This window comes from Alloprevotella sp. oral taxon 473 str. F0040 (genome assembly GCF_000318095.2).
Lineage (GTDB): Bacteria > Bacteroidota > Bacteroidia > Bacteroidales > Bacteroidaceae > Alloprevotella.
The window spans coordinates 463,351-484,725 of the sequence record NZ_KB290717.1; the positions used below are offsets into that span (position 1 = coordinate 463,351).

Consider the following 21,375-nt stretch of genomic DNA (forward strand, 5'->3'; position numbering starts at 1 on the left):
GCAAGACCTTATCATCTAAGTTCTCTATGTCCAATAGGATAAGCTATTACCTAGACCTCTTCTTATTATTTTGAAGCATTTCATTCCCTTTCGCCGTTCATATTTATTTGCAGTAGGCTTACTTTTCGTATGTCTACTGCAAGCTTATGCACTCACCATGATGCCTAGTCGTAAGCGTTCCAAGCCCCGCGATGAACGCATCCAGATTCATCATGCCGACCTCTTGTTTCGTGATGTTGCCACCACAGGAGATGGACAAGTGCTCAAAGGAAACGTACAACTATCCCACAGCGGGATGCGACTCACCTGCGATAGTGCAGTGTTTTATGAAGCATCCAATTCTTTTATGGCCTATGGCAGCGTAAAGTTTCGTCAAGGAGACACACTTTCCCTTATAGGTGACTCCTTGTATTATGACGGCACTTCGCAGTTTGCTCGTGTATTCCGCAATGTAGAAATGCGACACCACAAGATGACGCTTTATACAGAATTGCTAAACTATGATAGAATCAAAGGAAGCGGATTCTACGACACTGGAGGAAAAATCGTAGATGGTAAAACGGTTCTCACTTCGCAAAAAGGGGAGTACTTTACCGACAAACGTGATGCTCAATTTAATGAGGACGTTCTTCTAATCAACAATAAAAAAGACAGTCTCCTCACCAACGATCTCCACTACAACACACGAAGCAAATGGGCGCATGCCACTGGCCCCACCAACCTTTTTAGTGGTGGTAGCCATATATACACCATTGATGGACAATACAATACAAGAACAGAGCGAGCACATCTCACACAACGCCCACAGTTGTTTAATAAGGGACGTAAATTAGTCGGAGACAGTATCAGCTATGACAAGAACACTGGCTATTCAGAAGCATTTCGCAACATTATTTTCATTGATTCAGTAGACATCAACAACAAGAATATCCTACTAGGAGACTATGGCTACTATAATGAACCAAAAGGTGAAGCGATGGTGACAGAGCGCGCACTAGGAAAAAACTTTTCTAGAGGCGCAGACACCCTCTTTGTTCATGCAGACACTCTGCGTTTATATTCATATAATCTCAAGACAGACTCGGCCTATCGAGTTCTTCACGGCTATCCCCACGTACGCTCCTATCGTACAGATGTCCAAGCAATTTGTGACTCTCTAGTCTTTAATTCAGCGTTCAATGTTCTATCTCTCTATCGTGATCCAATCGCTTGGAGTGACGACCGTCAAATCTTGGGAGAAGAAATCAATGTTTACGCGAATGACTCTACAATAGACTCTATTTATATAGAACGCCAAGCCCTCATAGTTCAATCTTTACCTGATAGTACCCTTTTTAATCAAGTAGCTGGCAACTTGATGCAGGCGTATTTTCGTAACGGAGATCTTTATCAAACGCGCGTTGATGGCAATTCCATCTTGGTTAACTACCCAATGGAAAAAGATACCAGCTTCTTATATCAGAACTATTGTGAAGCTGCAAAACTGCGCGTTGACGTACGTGACAAAAAGATGCAACGCTTTTGGGCTGGTCCAAGCCCTATTGCCAAGACTTATCCTATAGGCATGGCACCTCAAGAGCACAACCGTTTGTCAAACTTTGCCTGGTTTTCTCATATCCGTCCCACAGGGCCAGACGATTTGTTTGAATGGAAGCCCAAAAGTACTGCAATGCGCTTAAAAGAGATGCCAAGGCGCAACGCTCCACTTCAATCTCTGCAATCCTCTTCTCTATCGCCACTTAACAGTGCCTCGACCAATTCGGATAGCACAACCTCATTTCTCAAAAAATCTGCGGACTCTTCACTAGATAATTTACAAAGTACAGACAGTTCGGGAGAGATTAAGATTAAGGACTCAGAGGATACAATCAACAATCACGTAGATGAAGATTCGACTACAGCAATTAGTAAAGAATTCTCTACTAAATCAACCTCAGCATCTACGTCATCAAATTCAAGAACCTCAAAGACTTCAGCTCGAAAATCGCACACGAAGAGTGGCGTACACAAATAGAAAGCCTACAGCTTCTCCACTAAGTATAACCACTTTCTAATTTTATCTCTCAAACTCTCTGATTGTCCTATGGCAGATATCATCCATCTTCTCCCCGATTCTGTAGCTAACCAGATTGCTGCTGGCGAAGTGATACAACGCCCCGCATCGCTAATCAAAGAGTTAGTAGAAAACAGCATTGACGCTGGTGCTGACCGCGTTCAAGTTATAGTGACTGATGCAGGAAAAACTTGCGTACAAGTCATTGATAACGGTAAAGGGATGAGCGAAACAGATGCGAGACTATCCTTCGAACGTCATGCTACCTCGAAAATTCGTCAAGCCGACGATCTCTTTTCACTCAAAACCATGGGATTCCGAGGAGAAGCCTTAGCTTCTATAGCAGCAGTAGCCCAAGTGGAACTTCGCACTCGAACTGCCGAAGAAGAATTAGGAGTGAGTATTCAGATTGAAGGGTCTAAAGTCATAAACCAAGAAGTTATCGCTTGTCCTGTAGGAGCGAACTTTTCTATTAAGAACCTCTTTTTCAACATCCCGGCTCGTCGCAAGTTCCTAAAGAGCAATCACACGGAACTCTCCAACATCATCGCTGAGTTTGAGCGAATTGCTTTAGCTCATCCTGAACTAACATTCCAACTTCATACTCCTGATGCTGTTCTTCTCGATTTACCTTCAGGCAACTTTCGACAGCGCATTGTCAATATCTTTGGTAGAAACATTGACAAACATCTCATTCCTCTAAAAGTCGAAACACCGATGGTTTCTATCATCGGTTTTGTAGGAAGTCCAGAAAGTTGTAAAAAGAAAGGTGCTCGCCAATTTTTCTTTGTCAATGGTCGCTACATGCGTCACGCCTACTTCGCCAAAGCTGTTCAGAATGCCTATGAACGTCTAATCCCAGAAGGAGATCAAGTGCATTTCTTTCTGCAAATGATAGTGGATCCAGCTCGAATCGATGTTAATATACATCCAACCAAAACAGAGATTAAATTTGAGGACGAACAAGCTATTTGGCAGATTCTTCGAGCAGCAGTGAGAGAGTCTTTAGGAAAATTCAATGCAATTCCCACAATCGACTTTGAAGCAGGTGATCCTCTTGATTTACCCGTCTTCCCAACGGGAGATTTTTCAGAAGTTCAAGAACCAAGCATTTGCATTAACCAGGATTTCGATCCTTTCGTTATGAGGAACTCTGGTTCAACCTCTCCTTTTACCTCTGAAACACTAGACAATAGCTTTTCGTCTTCCCAGGCCAATCGCTTTGCAGCCTTGTCTGCATCAACTGGGGCTGCGACTTCAACTAGCACTACTCACTCACCCAAAAGCTCTCATCGCGGTTGGGAAGAAGTTTTTGCAGCTTCACAAGAAGAACTTTCCACCAACTCATTTGATAAACATGGAGTGGGTTCCTCCAACGAACACTCATTCCAATGGGAAACTTCTCCAACGGACGAACACCAACCAACATTATATAGTCAACTAGCTCAAGGTGAACAGCCTGTGTGGGAAATTGCCACTCAAGATTTCCTACAATACCAAGGACGATACTTACTATCGCCTACTAAAGAAGGCTTACTCATTATTGATCAACATCGCGCGCACATGCGCATCCTATTTGATGATTATGTTAATCAAATAGCTAGGCACGCTCATGCCTCCCAAGGCTTGCTTTTTCCTCAAATCCTAGAAGTTGCTCCCAATCAACTAGCCATCATTCAGGCCATTGAGGCGGAACTCACAGATATAGGATTTGAACTATCCTATTTAGGCAACAATAGCTATTCAGTGCTCAGTGCACCAGCAGATATTGAAGGTATAGATCCAGTTGTACTACTCCAAAGCATATTAGAAGATGCCCAACAACACGACGTTGCAGTGCACGAAGAAGTGGTGAACAGCATTGCTCTCTCTATGGCACGTAAGTCTGCACTCCCCATCGGTCAACTGCTAAGCATGGACGAAATGCGCGATCTGGCCACCAAACTGTTCCAAAGCAGTCAACCCTCTTTTGCTCCCGATGGGAGAAATATATACCAGATACTCCCACATCGTCTAATAACTCAAAAACTAGACTAAGCTTTTCAGGAGGAGGCCACAATCATAAAACACATATCTCTTTAGGGGAACTTGTATAGTTCTAATCACCCTACTCTATTCCTATTTCAATGAGTGACGGAAATTTTAATCGTAGCATGCTACCTAGCAACAGCTTTCAAAGCGGTTTGCGCGCTGGTCAAGCTCGCATGCAGCAGTTTGCTCTAGAAGCTTTAGAGCTCGCTCTACAACAACATCCAGAGTTTCTTTCTGAACCTGCTGCAGCTGAGCAGCTACAAGCAACCTTTCGCAAGCTACTACAACAACGCTTGTAGATATAACGCACGTGTGGCCAAGATAGACGACATCGCTTTTTTCGCAAGCTACTACAACAACGCTTGTAGATATAACCATTTCATTTTGTCTGGAACATGTAGAGTACTACAATTGTTTTTCCAAAACTAGATGCGACAATCCACCCGGTTTGTCGCATTTTTTTGTCGCATTTATTCAATACACAATCTCATCATTTTAAGAAAACTCAATATATTTCGCGATAGAATTTAACACGAATGCCACAAATCTCCACAATCTGTACGCATTGAGCGCAATCATCACAAAGAAATATCTACTAAATCGCAACAGAAAAACGCAGAAAAACAGAAATATAGAACAGACGATGCTCAACAAATCGAAATTATCTCCCATTTTATGCAGGAATATCTCGCAAGGAGTATAGAGTTTTCTCCTAGAAAACTGAAAAAAACTCCAAGCTTTTGTTAGAAACTTCCGACGCCTTCTCTAAAAGGCTTACTTTTTCGATTTTAGAACCTGCAATTCATGTATAAGGCAAAGCTAAAAGTATGAAAACTCATGCTATATTAGCCCTATTGATTTAACAGATATGACTTTAGGAATCACTAAATTTCATTGCGTATCAAAGGAATATTTACGTAGAAAATATGTGGTTAGATAGTTCTGATCAAGAACAAATGCTTAACTTTGCAGCATAGATAAAAATGCATTACTGCAAGTTTTTATAATTCGGATAGCAACATAGCCATGAAAGTACTACGCATTCTTCTCCTGGCACCCCTCATCGTTTCTCTACTTGCTGCTTGTCAACGCAGCGAGAAGCGATATCTTGTCGGCGTTTCTCAATGTTCCAATGACATCTGGCGAGACAAACTCAATACCGAGCTGCGTATTGGCTCTTATTATTACAACAATCTTGATATTACCATTGCTTCTGCCAACGATAATGACGATGAGCAGATTCATCAAATCGACAGCCTTGTAGATATAGGGGTCGATCTATTGGTCGTATCTCCCAATAAGTTAAGCACTATCTCTGAGGCAATCGACCGGGCATACGACAAAGGTATACCAGTCATCTTGTTTGACCGCAAAAGCGATTCACCCAAATATACAGCCTACATGGGAGCTGACAACTATGAGATAGGGCGCACTATGGGCAGCTACATTGTAAGTAAGCTGAAAGGACATGGCAATGTAGTGGAGATCATGGGACTCAAGGGATCGTCACCAGCCATAGAAAGGCACCGTGGTTTTGTCGATGTACTGAAGAAATACCCCAACATTCATCTGCTTGAAAGTAGAAGTGCTGATTGGACTGCTCCTAATGCCAGCAAAGAAATGGACATTCTCATGGCACATCATCCTGTGATAGATGCCGTATTTGCTCACAATGACCGCATGACTCTAGGAGCTAGAGATGCGATGAAAGCAGCCTCGCGTAAAGACAGTGTAATCTTTGTTGGTATTGATGCACTGCCCATGCCTGATGGTGGCTTAGATGCTGTGCGAGAGCGTAGAATGTCAGCATCATGTATCTACCCCACTCGAGGAGACCGTGTCATAGAATTAGCTATGAATATCCTAGAAGGTCGCCCTTACGTTCGTAATAATCAATTGCCAGCAGCACTAGTGACCCAAGAGAATGCAACACTATTACTCATACAGGCAGAAGAATTAAAACGACAATATGCACGATTGGAAAATATCCATGGTAAAGTAGACGACTATCTTACACGTTATCGACTACAGACTCTGTTTATCATCCTATTGGTGGTCTTTATTGTTCTCATCCTTGGTGCCGCTGTATGGCTTTTCCGATATTTTGCCTTCAAACATCGATTAGCAGAAGAGGCCACAAAGGCAAAGCTCCGTTTTTTCACTAATGTAAGCCATGAATTCCGCACCCCTCTTACGCTAATTTCTGATCCTATTGAGCGGTTGTTAGAGGATAGCAGTCTCTCTTCCCAGCAACATAGCATTCTCGAAGTGGCTCATAAGAATACTCGTGTACTACTAAGGCTAGTCAACGAGGTTCTTGACTTACGTAAGGCGCAAAGCGGCAATATGACCACCAGGCCATCATCCTTTGATTTGCGACTTCAACTTCAACAATGGGTAGATAGTTTCCAAAGCATTGCTCATCAACGAAATATCTCCTTATTGCTCACTGCCCCCAAGCAGCTGAATTTTGTTGGCGACCTTCATAAAGTAGAACGCATCTGCTATAATCTACTGTCTAATGCTGTAAAATTCACCCCAGAGGCTGGTGAAGTGAAAGTAGAAGCAGACTATCATGACAAAGGCGTTCTTATAAGTGTGAGCGACACAGGAAAGGGAATCGAGAAGTCGGATATCCCACTCATTTTTGAACGGTTCTTTCAAAGCACTAGCAACAACCACGGAGGCACAGGCATAGGTTTAGCCGTTGTAAAGGCTTTTGTAGAAGTACATGGAGGTTCGGTGACAGTGGAAAGTGAACTGGAGCAAGGTACAACTTTCAAAGTTTATCTTCCACAGCTTGATTTGAAGGAAAAAACACTCCTAGCATCAACAGAAGAAAAATCGAGTATTCCATCTAGTAATGAAGACGTTACAGACTATCTATCACCGTCTGCTCCTTCATCTAGCCAATCTCAAGCGAAACAACAACTCACTAGCCTAGATACCTCAGAACAAAACCAAGCCCATGTGCTCGTTGTTGATGACCATGAATCTATTCGTGACTACGTGTCTCAGTTGCTCACCGATGCCAACTATAAAGCTTTCACAGCAGCTGACGGAGAAGCAGGATGGCAGCAAGCCTTACGTCTTGTTCCTGATCTGGTAGTGTGTGATGTATCTATGCCCATTTTAGGAGGACTTGAATTATGTAAACGACTCAAAACTCACGAAATCACCTCGCACATTCCAGTTATTCTTCTTACGGCTAATGCTCTTGATGATCAACGTGCTGAAGGCTACGAGCATGGTGCTGATGCTTATATCACCAAACCCTTTAGTGGTAAGGTCTTGATTTCACGAATTGAGAATCTTCTTCATAATCGTCGTATCCTTAAAGACCTCTTTGCACACAATGGTGAGTCAGAATCGAACACTGCACCAGATGCTGATGCTTTATTTATTGAGCATTTTAAGTCCAAGATTAAAGAAAAACTCTCAAATCCAGAGTTGAATGTAGAGGATTTAAGTGCAGATTTGGGTATGAGTCGTGTGCAACTCTATCGTAAGATAAAAGCGCTTACAGGATCTTCACCAGTAGAACTTATTCGCATCACGCGATTGAAACGCGCTGAAGTTCTACTCATGCATGGTGGCAAGACTATAGCAGAAGTGGCCTACGAAGTAGGATTCTCCTCTCCTTCTTATTTCTCTAAATGTTTCAAGGACTATTTTGGCTGTCTGCCTGGTAGCAAGATTCGGTCATAGACGACAGCACAAGTTACCTTCAAGAAGCCCTATCTTTAAAACTTGATTATTACGATTAAATCTCCCTTCACCCAAAGAATACTGTACAGATTCTTCTATAATTTTGCTCCTTATCTTAATTTGATAGATAAGGGGCATTTTTATTTATCAGAATCTAACTCTCATATTCTCTGATATTTGCATAAAAACATAGAATGCTACAAATCGTACATTGTCTAAAATATATGATACATGTACTATATTTTCTATGATTAGAAACAAGTGTTTCAGCGTTCTAAGACTTGAACCTATACATTTGCATTGCTATCCTAAACTAATCTCTACTTATACCACCGAAAACCATGAGAAAGACCATTATCTCTGCCTCACGTGTTCACGCACTAATCGTGGCACTAGCAGTATCTGGCGCTATCTCAGCGCAAGTAAAAAAAGATTCCAATAAAAAGGAAGAAAACAATCGCAATGTAATGCTCAATGCAGCCAGTGCCAATGGTCCTCGCGAGATTCAAATTGGTCTGCCTTCAGCTGATGTTAATGTTCTTGAGAACGGACTTCCAGTGACCTTTGCGACTAACCCTCATAGTGTCAATAGCAATTGGCGCTCTGATGCTAGTCTCTCTCATGTTGGCCTGCTCAAAATTTCAGAGACAGCCATCACAACTGGTAATATAGGCTATACCGTAAATTCATTCACCAAACTGGGACAAAAAGGGTTTCATGGTCAATTGGATTACAAAACGAATCATTTCGGACTGAACGAATATTCTCTCAATCTAAATGGTTCTCTTGGGCAAGGATGGTACTATAGTGCCAACATGTACCAAGACTTTGATCCTGGTACTTTCGACATCAAATCTAGCCAATACCAAGATCGAACTCAAATCTATAAAGGTGCTCTCACAAAAGTGTACGACAATGGTCGCGGTAAATTTACAGCAATATACCGCAACTCAAGAAGTCATCCAGTATACACATTCGCCACACAATCTGCTCCTTTTATTTATGTAGGTGATGGAAGTGTCCAAGAATATGGGCAATTCAGACTCGGCACAACATCCTATCTTCCTGTTGATCCTAATATGACCTACATGGACATGCGTACAGGTGAGATTAAGGAAACCTCTCTCTACGATGCTTCTAAGAACACATCTAGTGAAGTTTTTCTTTCCAACGATTATCATTGGGACAATGGACTCACATGGCGATTAGCAGCTCGCTACGATCATGCGCATGGAGCCTTGGTTTATCAAACACCAATGTCGCTTATTCGAGCCCAAAAAGGCGGATACAATTATCGTTACCGCAACATGCTTGGCATAACCAACCGCTATGATGGAGAATATGTGCAAACTCGCATGTCTTGCCTAAACTCTGGTGACATTGACGAGGTTCTTGTAACCTCTGAACTCATTAAAAAGTTTGATCAATCCACGTTTCGTCTCGGACTAAATGAATGGAACTATGAGGTGGACTATACCTCAAACACCACCATGTACGATCAGACAGTGCCAACTGATGGAGATTATGCGAAACGCGTGTATGATGCTAATCTTCGTTCAGGGTATTTCTACGACTTCAATCGTAATGCCTCCGAATACTATAAAGGCAACGAGAATAAACTTGCGCTGTACTTCACACACGATTGGGATATAAATCGTAATCTCAATCTCTACTATGGCGGACGCTTGGAGTGGCAACGTCTAAATGGAGAAAATGCTGCGGTAAAGAACGCAATGGGGGAATATGTGAATAGATTCAGCAACTACCATATTGGTGCAACTGCAGCAGATGGAACAAAAATTTCTCCTGTAGCCTTAGACTATAATTGGTTGAATTACGATTTATCAGCTGCAGCTACCTATAAGGTTAATCCCAATTTTGGCTTAACAGGTGACTTTACCTACATAGTACAACATCCACGTTTTGAAAACTTCTCACCTGCGACTCTGCCTAATACGGACAAAGTGATTGTGCCGCTCGGTCGCGCTGGAGTATATTACAATAACTCTTGGCTCAGTCTCACCTCGCTCTTTTCTTACATATCGAAGACTAACAACAACACGACGCTTAATCTCCAGCATAATGGAGAAATCAAAGCAGCTCCTCTCACCTATGATATCCAAACACTTGGATGGACAACTGACATCGTAGCTTCTCCCTTACAAGGCTTTAATATACACTTACTCTTCACTTACCAACGACCAACCTACAAGAAGTTTGAAACAGAAGTAGTTTTCTCTGATGGTCATCGTGATGGTATTAATGCCACAGGAAATATTGTTGCAGAGATTCCACAATATATCGTGGAGATAGATCCAAGCTACATGATAAGCCCCAAAGTGCGCCTTTGGACAAGTTTCAGATACCAAAGCAAACGCTACGCTAACATCAACGAAGCCTATTATTTCAATGGATATTGGGAAAGTTTTGGGGGTGTAAATTGGAAAGTAAATAACAAACTTGATTTAGGATGTACAGTAGTAAACTTCCTCAACCAAACAGGGGCGAAAGGTACCATCGCAGGTGCAGAACTCATAACCAAAGATCAAGCGAAAGACTACAAGAACGTACTTGTAACTGGAAGTTATCTCCGTCCCTTTACCATTGAGTTCTCAGCTTCTTTGAAATTCTAACAAGCTACATCACACTAAGAGTCCCAGTTCTGTGCTCTCTCCATTACCATTCAACATCCCTCACAGAACAGAACATTATATAATATGCACAACTGGGACTCCTATGTTTATACCGCTCTGTCATCATCTATTCCCTCACAGACTTACCATTGGCCAACACAAATCATTGCCTTTCCTTGGTGAAAGGCTATTCATTCCCTCACAGACAAAAGCAACAGGCCACCAGACCATAAACTAGCACGACTACAGAGCGAAGACATTCCCTCACTGAACTTGAAAACGTCCTATACAGAGCTATAGCCAATCAAAGCACTTAACACTTTTCTAGCTCGTTTTTACTTAGATTCCCTCACAGAAGCTCTATAAGAAGTGAGAGAGATTTAGACCTTTGATAAGGGATAAATCCTAATTCACTCTAAAAGGCGACCTCTAACTCTTTAGCCATGAACAGAAATTCAATACTCCTAACCACCGCATTTGTGTCAGTTTTGAGTGGGACTAATAGCACATACGCCCAACAGATTCAACAGGAACAGCGAGGAGATACAACAGTACTCCGTATAACTAATCCCACGAAATATCTTCTCCTTCCCGTAGAAGAAGAAAAGGAAGAAGCCAAAGTACTACTTGATACGGGAAACTCTGCTGACACATGGATGGATGTAAGGTTAGCACAAGGAAAAATAGATTATTACGTTCCTTTTCTTTTATATCCCCAAGGAAAGGAAGTAATAGTACGTATCTTAAACTTACCCCACAACGCTACTGCCCTTCAGAATTTGAAACTCAGTGATGAGTGGAAACCTGTGAATACCGACTACTATCGCCCTGTTTATCATCATACTCCATCATATGGATGGATGAATGATGCCAATGGTCTAGTATACAAAGATGGTGAATATCATCTCTATTTTCAATACAATCCTTATGGTTCTAAATGGGGAAACATGCACTGGGGACACTCTGTAAGTCGGGATCTCGTGCATTGGCAAGAACTCTCTCCAGCCATTGCACGTGATACACTAGGGCATATATTCTCTGGAAGTTCAGTGGTAGACTTTAATAACAGTGCAGGATATGGGAAAGATGCTATCATAGCTTTCTATACTTCTCATAGTGAGAAGAATGGACAGATTCAGTGCATGGCTTATAGCACAGATAATGGTCGAACATATACTAAATATGAAGGAAACCCAATACTTAAACCTTTTGATGGTATAAAGGATTTCCGTGACCCTAAAGTTTTCTGGTATGCTCCACAATCGGCATGGTACATGATAGTTTCAGCAGACAAAGAGATGCGTTTCTATCGTTCCACCGATTTGAAGAAATGGGACTATGTAAGTGCTTTTGGTCAGGGATATGGAGCACAACCCAACCAGTTTGAATGCCCAGACTTCTTCCCACTCTCCATTGATGGACAAGAGAAGTACGTAATGATCGTAAACATCAATCCTGGATGTCCATTTGGTGGAAGTGCCACCCAGTATTTCATAGGAGAATTTGATGGTAAGAATTTCATTCCTGACACACCTAAAAGTACTGTTAAATGGCTAGATTTTGGCAAAGATCACTATGCAACTGTGACTTTTTCCAACACACCAGGTCGGGTGCTTGCAATGCCATGGATTAGTAATTGGCAATATGCGAATGTAACTCCCATCCAACAATATAGAGGAGCAAATGGTCTCCCTCGTGAACTCTCATTATATAGGCAGAATGGCCAATTGTATGTCGCGGCAAATGTGGCATCTGAAGTAAAACAACTGCGTAGAAAAACGACACATGTTAGTCCACTAACGGTTACAGCCCAAAGGAATAAATCCACATCGAGAGCAATGGAAGATGCACTCCGAGATGCAGAAGGTATCTTTGAACTGGAAGCGGATCTTACCCCCAACGATAACAATGGAAAAGCTGGGATTCGCCTTTATAATCTTAAGGGAGAAGAAGTGCTTATCTACCTAGATTTCGATCAACAACGGCTTGTTATGGATAGAACTAAGAGTGGTTTAATAGATTTCGGTAATAAGGCTACTCCTCATGATATCGAAAGGAACTATGACAACCAGCATAAAGAGAAAGACGGTCTGACATTGCGCCAAAAGAATTCAATTAACTATGTTAACGATTTTGCTTTAGGTACGTGGGCTCCTCTCAACCTCCTCAAAGGAAAGGCCTATCATTTTGATATTTTTGTAGATAAATGCTCTGTAGAAATCTTTGTTGATGGTGGACGGATTGCTATGACCAATCTTGTTTTCCCGACTCAACCATATACATCAGCTGAATTCTACACTTCAGGTGGCAAAGCTAAGCTGAATAATATCAAAATTCACTCTCTACATTAATCGGACTGATAAGATAGAGGCAAACATAAAGGCTGTTGTATGAAGGTTATTAAGCCATCGTATATACGTTATAAATAAGTTCGAAGTAAATAATGGCTGTAAGGATTTGCAGCTTTCTAATCAACATAATAGCTCTAAAGTCATGAATCCCTATATCGTCGGATTGGGAGAAGTTCTTTGGGACGTTCTCCCCGAAGGTAAACAACTTGGTGGTGCTCCTGCCAATTTTGCCTATCACGTGTCACAGTTTGGTCATGAAGCGTTAGCCATCAGTGCTGTAGGCAATGACTCTCTTGGAGATGAAACACTTGAAGCTCTAAACGAACGAAACCTACAATACTTGATGCCACGAGTGGACTACCCTACTGGCACTGTGCAAGTGACTCTTGATAATGAAGGAATTCCTACCTACGTCATCCGCGAAGGAGTGGCTTGGGATAATATACCTTTCACTGCAGAACTTGAAGATGTAGCTCACAACACTCGTGCTGTATGCTTTGGCTCCCTTGCACAACGAAGTACAGTGTCTCGTGCAACTATCCAAGCCTTCCTAAAAGCTATGCCTAAGCACAGCTTGAAGATTTTCGATATAAACCTGCGACAAAACTTTTATACGAAGGAGATTATTCAAGAAGCTCTTAAAGCATGCAACATTCTTAAAATCAATGACGAGGAACTCGTTCTTATGGGACGCATGTTTGGTTACCCTGGTCTTGATATAGAGAATAAATGCTGGTTGCTACTTGGTAAGTATAATCTAGATATGCTTGTACTCACTTGTGGAGTCAATGGTAGCTACGTTTTCACTCATGGTGCGATGTCCTTTCAAGAAACTCCAAAAGTGGAAGTTGCAGATACAGTTGGGGCAGGAGACTCTTTTACTGGTGCTTTCGTTTCTGGTCTTCTCTTAGGAAAGTCTATCGAAGAGACTCACCGCCTTGCAGTAGACGTTAGCGCATTTGTCTGCACTTGTAAAGGGGCAATGCCTCAACTTCCTAAAGAATTGATTAACCGATTGTAAACCTGTATCTCTTTTGGAGAGTCCGCGTTGTAACTTTCGTTATGGCGCGGATATTTTGTATAAAAAAAGCCCACAATGCTGATTAGCATTGTGGGCTTGTGCTCTGAACAGAACTAAATAGAATTTACTTCTTAGCAGGTCGAGCTTGAAGACCATAGTTATACTTCTTATCCAACAATAAGAGAAGAATTGCAAGTACAACTGAAATTGCTCCAAAACAAGCAAAAATCATCATTGATGTATGATAGGTTGGGTCAGCTTGATTTTGACGACCAATCCACATAGGCACAAGTGAAAGACCGATGTTTTGGATATAGAAAATGATGGCAAAAGCAGAACCCAAAAGTTTCATTGGGATGATCTTAGGAACACTGGGCCACATGGCAGAAGGTACCAAAGCAAATGCGATACCAAGAACCACCATCAAAATGACTGCAAACCAACCATAGGGAAGAACATTAGTCATGAAAGTAAAATGCACTGCTGTAAGCATCGTTGCACCGATGATCATAAGCGTTGCTCCCTTACCAATGCGGTCGTAAACTGTGCCAAAGATTGGGGTCAAAATAATCGTACCAAAAGGAAGAACACCAGGGATAAGACCCGCAAAATCCTCAGGTACATGATAGTTATGTACCATCAACTTGGTAGCAAATTTGAGGAAGGGGAATACTCCGCTATAGAACAATAAGCAAAGGAATGCTATAATCCAAAAACCTGGATTAGAGAAAATCGCACCAAGGTCAGAGAACTTAAAATTCTCTTCTCCTGAGTCTTCAGTTGCATTTTTCCCTTCTACAGCAGCTATTGAATCATCAAGCTTTCTATCCATTACATTATAGACCATGAAGCAGAGTAAACCGATGGTCAAAAGGCAGATAGCAACTAAAACAGGAAGCTGAAGACCAAAAGATTTTGCCAAAGGAAGGTTTATACCTAGAGCAGCGGCTGTGCCCAAACGAGCAAGTGCAACCTGTACCCCCATAGCCATGGCAAGTTCATGACCAGTAAACCATTTTGTTATAGTCTTTGAAATCGTGATACCTGTGATTTCAGCTCCTACACCAAAAATAGCAAAACCCAAACTAGCTACAGCAGCTGACATGGGAAGATGAAAATCTAAGGCAGAGATACTGAAAACAGCATCACCAAAGTCTACAGAGACAGCAAAATACTTGATGACAACACCAGCAAGCATAAGCGATGCACTAAGGAGTCCCGTAAAACGGATGCCAAGCTTGTCAAGGATAAGACCTCCAAAGAAGAGCATCAACAAAAAGACATTGATGAGGCCATAACTTCCAGAGAAGAAACCATAGTCACTAGCAGTCCAACCAAGACCACCCTCAGCAGTTGCCTTAGTAAGGATGCTCTCAAGTGGTGAAAGAAGGTCAGTGACATAATAGCCCATCATCATCGTAACTGATACGATGAGAAGAGCTGTCCATCGCGCTTTAGGCGAATCATTGAGCTTTTGAGTGATAGATGTTGAAAGGTTCATATTATTTAAAGTGATTAATAGATAAGCTAAACAAGAGCTGGCTAGACGAGGTTTTGGTAAATGGTCTGATTTAACTCTGCTTCAAATAGCGATCAAGCCAACGGAAGAAAGTACGCTGCCAAAGAATTCCATTTTGCGGACGTAGCACCCAGTGATTCTCATCGGGAAAGAGAAGAAGTTGCGCAGGAACTCCTCTGAGTTTTGCAGCAGTAAATGCGCTTTCTGCTTGTGTGTACTCAATACGGAAGTCTTTCTGACCATGGATACAAAGGATGGGAGTATCCCAACGATCGACGTAGAGATGGGGTGATGTACGGAAGACTTTTTGCTGCTGTCCTTCAGCATTCTTGTGCCAAGGTGCTGCTCCCATATCCCAGTTAGCAAACCAAAGCTCCTCGGTTTCCGTGTATTGCTGTTGGGTATTATAGATGCCATCATGAGCAATAAAGGCTTTGAAGCGCTTATTATGATTACCAGCTAGCCAGTATACACTAAATCCGCCAAATGACGCACCAACGGCACCAAGACGCTCACGATCCACATAAGGTTCGTTTGCGATATCATCGATGGCAGAAAGATAATCTTGCATACATTGTCCAGTGTAATCACCACTGATTTCCTCAAGCCATTCTTGACCAAAACCAGGAAGACCACGACGGTTTGGGGCAATAACGATGTAGCCTTGTGCTGCCATAATTTGGAAGTTCCAACGATAACTCCAGAATTGGCTCACAGGACTCTGAGGCCCACCCTCGCAGAAGAGCAAAGTGGGATATTTCTTCGCAGGATCAAAGTGTGGAGGATAAATCACCCAACTGAGCATTTCCTTGCCATCAGTGGTTTTCGTCCACCGCTCTTTGACTTCGCCCCAAGAGAGATTGTCGTAGAAGTATTTATTCTCCTCTGTCAACTGAGCAGGACGACCTGTTTTCGTATCAACAAGGAAAATTTCATCGGCAGCAGCCATAGAATGACGCTTTGCGAGCAGTTGTTTTCCGCCATTCAAAGGAGCTATCAATGAATAGTCGGCTTGTTCGTTTGTGATTTGTCGCAGGTTTCCCTTAAGGTTCGTCACATGAAGATTCGCTTTTCCATGCCAAACCCCTACAAAGAAGAGTTGCTTACCATCCGGAGCCCAAACAAAGCCATCTACTCCACTATCAAAAGTTTCTGTAACATAGCTTTTTTTACCAGTTTTCAAATCATAGACACAGAGACGAGCACGATCACTTTCGTAACCATCACGCTCCATACTGCTCCAGGCTATATATTTACCGTCTGGTGAAAATTGTGGATTGATATCGTAACCTACATTAGCATCTATCTTAGAAAGGTTTACAGCTTGATACTGAAGACTACGTGTAAAATCTGTTGCTGATGGTGCTTTCCAACCTTCTGGTTTGCAAAGATTGCGTGTTATCCCAGAAGTGATATCATAAAGGAAGATATCGCTATCAGTAGAAGTGGCATAATCACGTCCCACCTTCTTTCGACAAGTATAAGCTATCTGCTGACTATTTGGACTCCAGGCCAATTGTTCATTTCCTCCAAAGGGCATCATTGGAGACTCGAAAGGTTCACCCTCTAAGAGATCCTTTGCAACAATAACTTTGTCACCATCAAAATTGGCTAAAAATGGATGAGGAGCAGTCGTCACATATTGATCCCAATGCTTATACATCAGGTCATTTATTACCATGCCAGTAGCCTTGGGTAGATCAACTTCTTTAGGCGAAATAGCCGTATGCTGAGGTACTTCTTTTACAAGAATCACACGTTTACCATTAGGAGAAAAAAGGAAGTCCAAGACATCATCACTTTCGTGGCTAATCTGCTTGCGATCTGTACCATCGGACTTCATGCTCCACAACTGGCTACTTCCACTCTCACTGGATAAGTAAATGATGCGTTCTTCATTTCCGATACGCACCCATACTGCTCCTGATTCACTTTTAGTAGAAGTAGTAAGCTGCTCTGATTTTTTGCTTTTAAGATCTAACAGATAAAGCACTGAATGCGATTTGTTCTCTGGAACACTATAATAGCTAACTGAATAAACGGCGTGGGTTCCTGCAGAATTGGGAGCCACAGTACCAATACGTCCCATAGCCCAGAGAGCTTCAGGAGTCATACGATCAGAAACTAAGGTCGGCGTTTGGCGACCGATGAATGATTCAGCTACTGCTTCCGTGGATGTAGTGGCAGACAAAACAGCAATGGCTAAAGCAGTGGTGGCAATCATAGAAGGTAAAGACATAACTTAGAAGAATTATCTGAAAAACCTATATGCCTATAAATCATTATGTTCTTACAAATAGATTTAGACAATCATAGAAGATAAAGACACACAACAAATAGGCGCAGAGACGCACCCATATTGGAGCGCGTCTCTACCTAAGTTCTATATAGTATTATTTCTGTTGTGCATTGCGCTTGCGTTGCTCTTCTACCAACTTTTGTTGTTCAGCAGCCAATGCGGCAAGACGTGCGCTAAGGCCAGAAGGTTTCTTCTGAGGATTATTCTTATTGCGCTCAAAAGTAGCTTCCAACTTCGCCAAGAGTTTAGCATCATCAGTGCTCCAACGCAAATACCACATGGTAATTGCACTACTGAGAAGAGAAATGAAATAGTAGAAGTTCAAACCAGAACTATACTTATTAAACATGAAGAAGAACATCACAGGCATGAGGAACATCATGTACTGCATAATCTTCATCTGCTGCGCTTGTTGACCAGCAGCAGCCATAGAGTCACGCTGTTGGCGCATGGTCATTACACTATAAAGCACATTCGAGAGGCAGAAGAGGATGCAGAACAACGAGAGATGGTTACCCAATCCCCAAATATCTGTAGACCAACTGATGAGATCATCATAAGCCGACAGGTCATCAGCCCAAAGGAAACTTTGCTGACGAAGCTCAATAGCGTTAGGAACAAAGTTGAACATGGCAATCCAGATTGGCATCTGGATAAGCATGGGTAAACAACCTCCCATCATGCTCACGCCATGTTGAGAATATAAACTTTGTATCTCCTGCTGACGCTGGAGTGCATTGTCGCTGTCTTTATATTTCTCATTGATCTTCTCAACCTTAGGACGAAGCACTCTCTGCTTTGCACTACTCATGAAGCTCTTCTTCGTAGAAGGGTAAACAATCACACGGAGTATTAGCGTGATGAGTACCAGCACAAGCCACATTGGTAGATTAAATGAGGTAAGAAAGTCAAAGACGTAAATCGTAAAGAAACGATTCACCCAACGAACCACTGGCCAACCAAGATAAACTAACTTTTCTAGGTCAATATCATGTTCTGGAGTAAGAGAATGTTTGTCCATAGACTGGAGCAAACGGAAATTATTAGGTCCAAAATACCACTGGAACTGTGCGGGAGTCTTACCAGAAGGATCAAAAGCAGTCTCCATCTGCGCAGAATACTGCTTAAGATATCCCTTAGGATTCTTTTCGTCTTCACTCACACTGGTGAGTTTCACATTAGACAATGGTTCCTTGGCAATAAAGCAAGAGCTGAAATACTGATTCTTAAAAGCGACCCACTCCACTGATTCTTCTAGCATCTGTTCATCGTCTCCATGTTCTTTCAGATGATCACTGCTACCATCAACATCTTTATAGCTAAGAGTGGAATACTGGTTCTCAAAATAAAAACCTTTTTCAAACTGGCGCACATGGTCTGTCAACTCTACTCCTATTGTCTTTGTCTTAGGAGAGACCTCTTGAGACAAGCCTTCAGAACGCAGGCTCATATTGAGCATATAGTCCTCAGACAATACATAATCAAAGGCCAATTTCTCTCCTCGATTTCCCACAGCCTCCATGGTTACTGAATTCTTACTAACATTTACTGCGTTAAAGTAGAGATCTTCAGTTGCAATATTTAGCTGTTTAGTTTCAAGGGTGAAATTCATTGAAGCATCATTCGAATTATACAGCACTAAATCATTGTTATTTCCAACTTTATAGTCCTCATAAGTTTTATATCCTTTGAGAACAACTTGACTAATCTGGCCACCTTTGGGAGCAATTGTTACTTCAATTTTGTCATTACTCAAAATGATGGGCTTGACAGAATCATTTGCCACTTTGGCTTGTGCAAAAAGGCCAGTACTATCAAGCACTGTTGCAGCAGCTACATGCTTAGCTGCTGCATTAGCAGTTGTTTTCTTCTGCTCTACCAGTTCTGTTGCCTCTTTAGTCTGTGCTTGTTCAGCAGTATTGTTACGCGATGACCAATAAGAAAATCCGAAGACTACCAAGGCCATAAGAACAACGGCTGTGATTGTATTTCTATCCATTGAAATTTATTTGAACGCTATACTGATGAATCTCTTCGATAGTAAGCGATATCGATTTATAAAGAGGAGCGCTTCTTAGCGACAGCGCGCCTTTACTCTATGTTATCTCTCGTCTTGGCTTGTTAAGCTTCTTCTGAAATTTGGTTAGCAATAGCTGTTTTTACAAAGTCTAAGAAGAGAGGGTGTGGATGAAGCACAGTTGAAGAGTATTCAGGATGGAACTGAGTACCAATAAACCACTTTAGATTAGGGATTTCCACAATCTCAACAAGTCCACTTTCTGGATTTGTTCCGACACATTGCATTCCCTTCTCCTCATACTGAGCAATAAAGTCACTATTAAACTCATAACGATGGCGATGGCGTTCACGAATCACAGCACTGCCATAGATTTCACGTGAGCGAGAGCCATCTTTCACGGAACACTCATAACCACCAAGGCGCATTGTACCACCCATGTTGGTAATATTCTTCTGTTCCTCCATAATATCAATCACATTATGGTTTGTCTTGCTATTGAGTTCAGTTGAGTTAGCATCGGCATACCCGAGTACATTGCGCGCAAATTCAACCACCATCATCTGCATACCTAAGCAAATGCCGAAAGTAGGAAGATCATGTTCACGACAATAACGCGTTGCAACTAGTTTGCCTTCTGTACCACGCTGACCAAAACCAGGACAGATAATATAACCTGCCATGCCTTCGAGCATTTCAGCTACGTTCTCACTCGTAATATTCTCTGCATTAATGAAATGACAACGTACTTTACGATCATTGTAAACACCAGCTTGTTGAAGTGCCTCAATAATAGACTTATAAGCATCTTGTAAGTCATACTTACCTACAAGACCAATGTGCAACTCTTCTGTTGCGCTATTGCGACGATCTAGGAAAGCGCGCCAAGGACCGAGCCCAGGCTTCTCCCCCACAGGCATACCTAGTTTCTCAAGAATGACACGGTCGATGCCTTGATCTTGCATGCACACAGGAACTTCATAAATAGAAGGCATATCTGGGCTTTGGAACACAGCATCAGGACTGACATTGCAGAAATTTGCTACTTTCTTGCATAGTCCGGCACTTAGTTCATGCTCTGTGCGAAGTACAAGAATGTCAGGCTGGATACCTTCACTTTGAAGTTCCTTGACAGAGTGTTGCGTGGGCTTAGTCTTCAATTCTCCCGCAGCAGCTAAATAAGGCACATAAGTGAGGTGAATGCACACTGCATTCTTTCCTAGTTCCCACTTAAGTTGTCGTATAGCCTCTACAAAAGGCAAGCTTTCGATGTCACCAATCGTACCACCAATCTCAGTAATCACGAAGTCATACCCTCCCTTCTTACCGAGATAAACCATATTGCGTTTGATTTCATCGGTGATATGTGGCACCACTTGAATAGTCTTACCTAAATAGTCGCCACGGCGTTCTTTGTCAATCACACTTTGGTAAATACGTCCAGTGGTGAAGTTATTGTAACTTGTCGTCTTGATTCCAGTAAAACGCTCATAGTGACCTAGGTCAAGATCCGTTTCTTGACCATCATCAGTGACATAGCACTCGCCATGTTCATAGGGATTTAGTGTACCTGGGTCAATGTTGATGTATGGGTCAAACTTTTGGATGGTAATGTTAAAGCCGCGAGCTTGAAGTAACTTACCAATAGAACTTGCGATAATGCCCTTACCAAGTGAAGAGGCTACTCCGCCAGTGACAAAGATATATTTAGTTTCAGCCATGGGATGAATTGATTATACTATA

Annotated in this window: 11 protein-coding genes; 7 read left to right on the plus strand and 4 right to left on the minus strand. The window is 42.1% G+C overall.

Annotated features, from left to right (window positions below; genetic code table 11):
• Positions 1 to 70: 70 nt before the first annotated feature.
• The 7 genes from HMPREF9999_RS07540 (at position 71) to HMPREF9999_RS07570 (ending at position 13,797) form a co-directional block, all read left to right on the plus strand.
• On the plus strand, positions 71 to 2,014 hold the full coding sequence (locus tag HMPREF9999_RS07540; protein ID WP_157049635.1) for an OstA-like protein: 1,944 nt from the start codon (positions 71 to 73) through the stop codon (positions 2,012 to 2,014).
• 69 nt (positions 2,015 to 2,083) lie between these two features.
• Positions 2,084 to 4,090, plus strand: coding sequence for a DNA mismatch repair endonuclease MutL (gene mutL / locus HMPREF9999_RS07545; protein ID WP_009752117.1), 2,007 nt, complete (start codon positions 2,084 to 2,086; stop codon positions 4,088 to 4,090).
• Positions 4,091 to 4,179: 89 nt separating this feature from the next.
• Positions 4,180 to 4,383, plus strand: a complete 204-nt coding sequence (locus tag HMPREF9999_RS07550) for a hypothetical protein (protein ID WP_009752118.1) — start codon at positions 4,180 to 4,182, stop codon at positions 4,381 to 4,383.
• A 727-nt stretch (positions 4,384 to 5,110) separates the two neighbouring features.
• Positions 5,111 to 7,792, plus strand: a complete 2,682-nt coding sequence (locus tag HMPREF9999_RS07555; protein WP_009752119.1) for a substrate-binding domain-containing protein — start codon at positions 5,111 to 5,113, stop codon at positions 7,790 to 7,792.
• A 341-nt stretch (positions 7,793 to 8,133) separates the two neighbouring features.
• A complete protein-coding gene (locus HMPREF9999_RS07560) occupies positions 8,134 to 10,425 on the plus strand; it encodes a TonB-dependent receptor (RefSeq protein ID WP_009752120.1) in 2,292 nt (763 codons plus the stop codon).
• A gap of 443 nt (positions 10,426 to 10,868) precedes the next feature.
• Positions 10,869 to 12,776, plus strand: a complete 1,908-nt coding sequence (locus HMPREF9999_RS07565; protein ID WP_009752121.1) for a GH32 C-terminal domain-containing protein — start codon at positions 10,869 to 10,871, stop codon at positions 12,774 to 12,776.
• Between the two features lie 142 nt (positions 12,777 to 12,918).
• Positions 12,919 to 13,797, plus strand: coding sequence for a carbohydrate kinase family protein (locus tag HMPREF9999_RS07570; RefSeq protein ID WP_009752122.1), 879 nt, complete (start codon positions 12,919 to 12,921; stop codon positions 13,795 to 13,797).
• A 124-nt stretch (positions 13,798 to 13,921) separates the two neighbouring features.
• Here the strand turns inward: HMPREF9999_RS07570 and HMPREF9999_RS07575 are convergent, their stop codons facing one another.
• The 4 genes from HMPREF9999_RS07575 to HMPREF9999_RS07590 form a co-directional block, all read right to left on the minus strand.
• Positions 13,922 to 15,298 carry an MFS transporter gene (locus tag HMPREF9999_RS07575; RefSeq protein WP_009752123.1) on the minus strand — a complete coding sequence of 459 codons (1,377 nt, stop codon included), beginning with the start codon at positions 15,296 to 15,298 and terminating at the stop codon, positions 13,922 to 13,924.
• 70 nt (positions 15,299 to 15,368) lie between these two features.
• Complete coding sequence (locus HMPREF9999_RS07580; RefSeq protein WP_232301288.1) at positions 15,369 to 17,555, minus strand: alpha/beta hydrolase family protein; 2,187 nt, start codon at positions 17,553 to 17,555, stop codon at positions 15,369 to 15,371.
• 154 nt (positions 17,556 to 17,709) lie between these two features.
• Positions 17,710 to 19,614 (minus strand): membrane protein insertase YidC, encoded by a 1,905-nt coding sequence (gene yidC, locus HMPREF9999_RS07585; protein ID WP_009752125.1) that lies wholly within the window; start codon positions 19,612 to 19,614, stop codon positions 17,710 to 17,712.
• Positions 19,615 to 19,736: 122 nt separating this feature from the next.
• Positions 19,737 to 21,353, minus strand: a complete 1,617-nt coding sequence (locus HMPREF9999_RS07590; protein WP_009752126.1) for a CTP synthase — start codon at positions 21,351 to 21,353, stop codon at positions 19,737 to 19,739.
• Between the last annotated feature and the right edge of the window lie 22 nt (positions 21,354 to 21,375).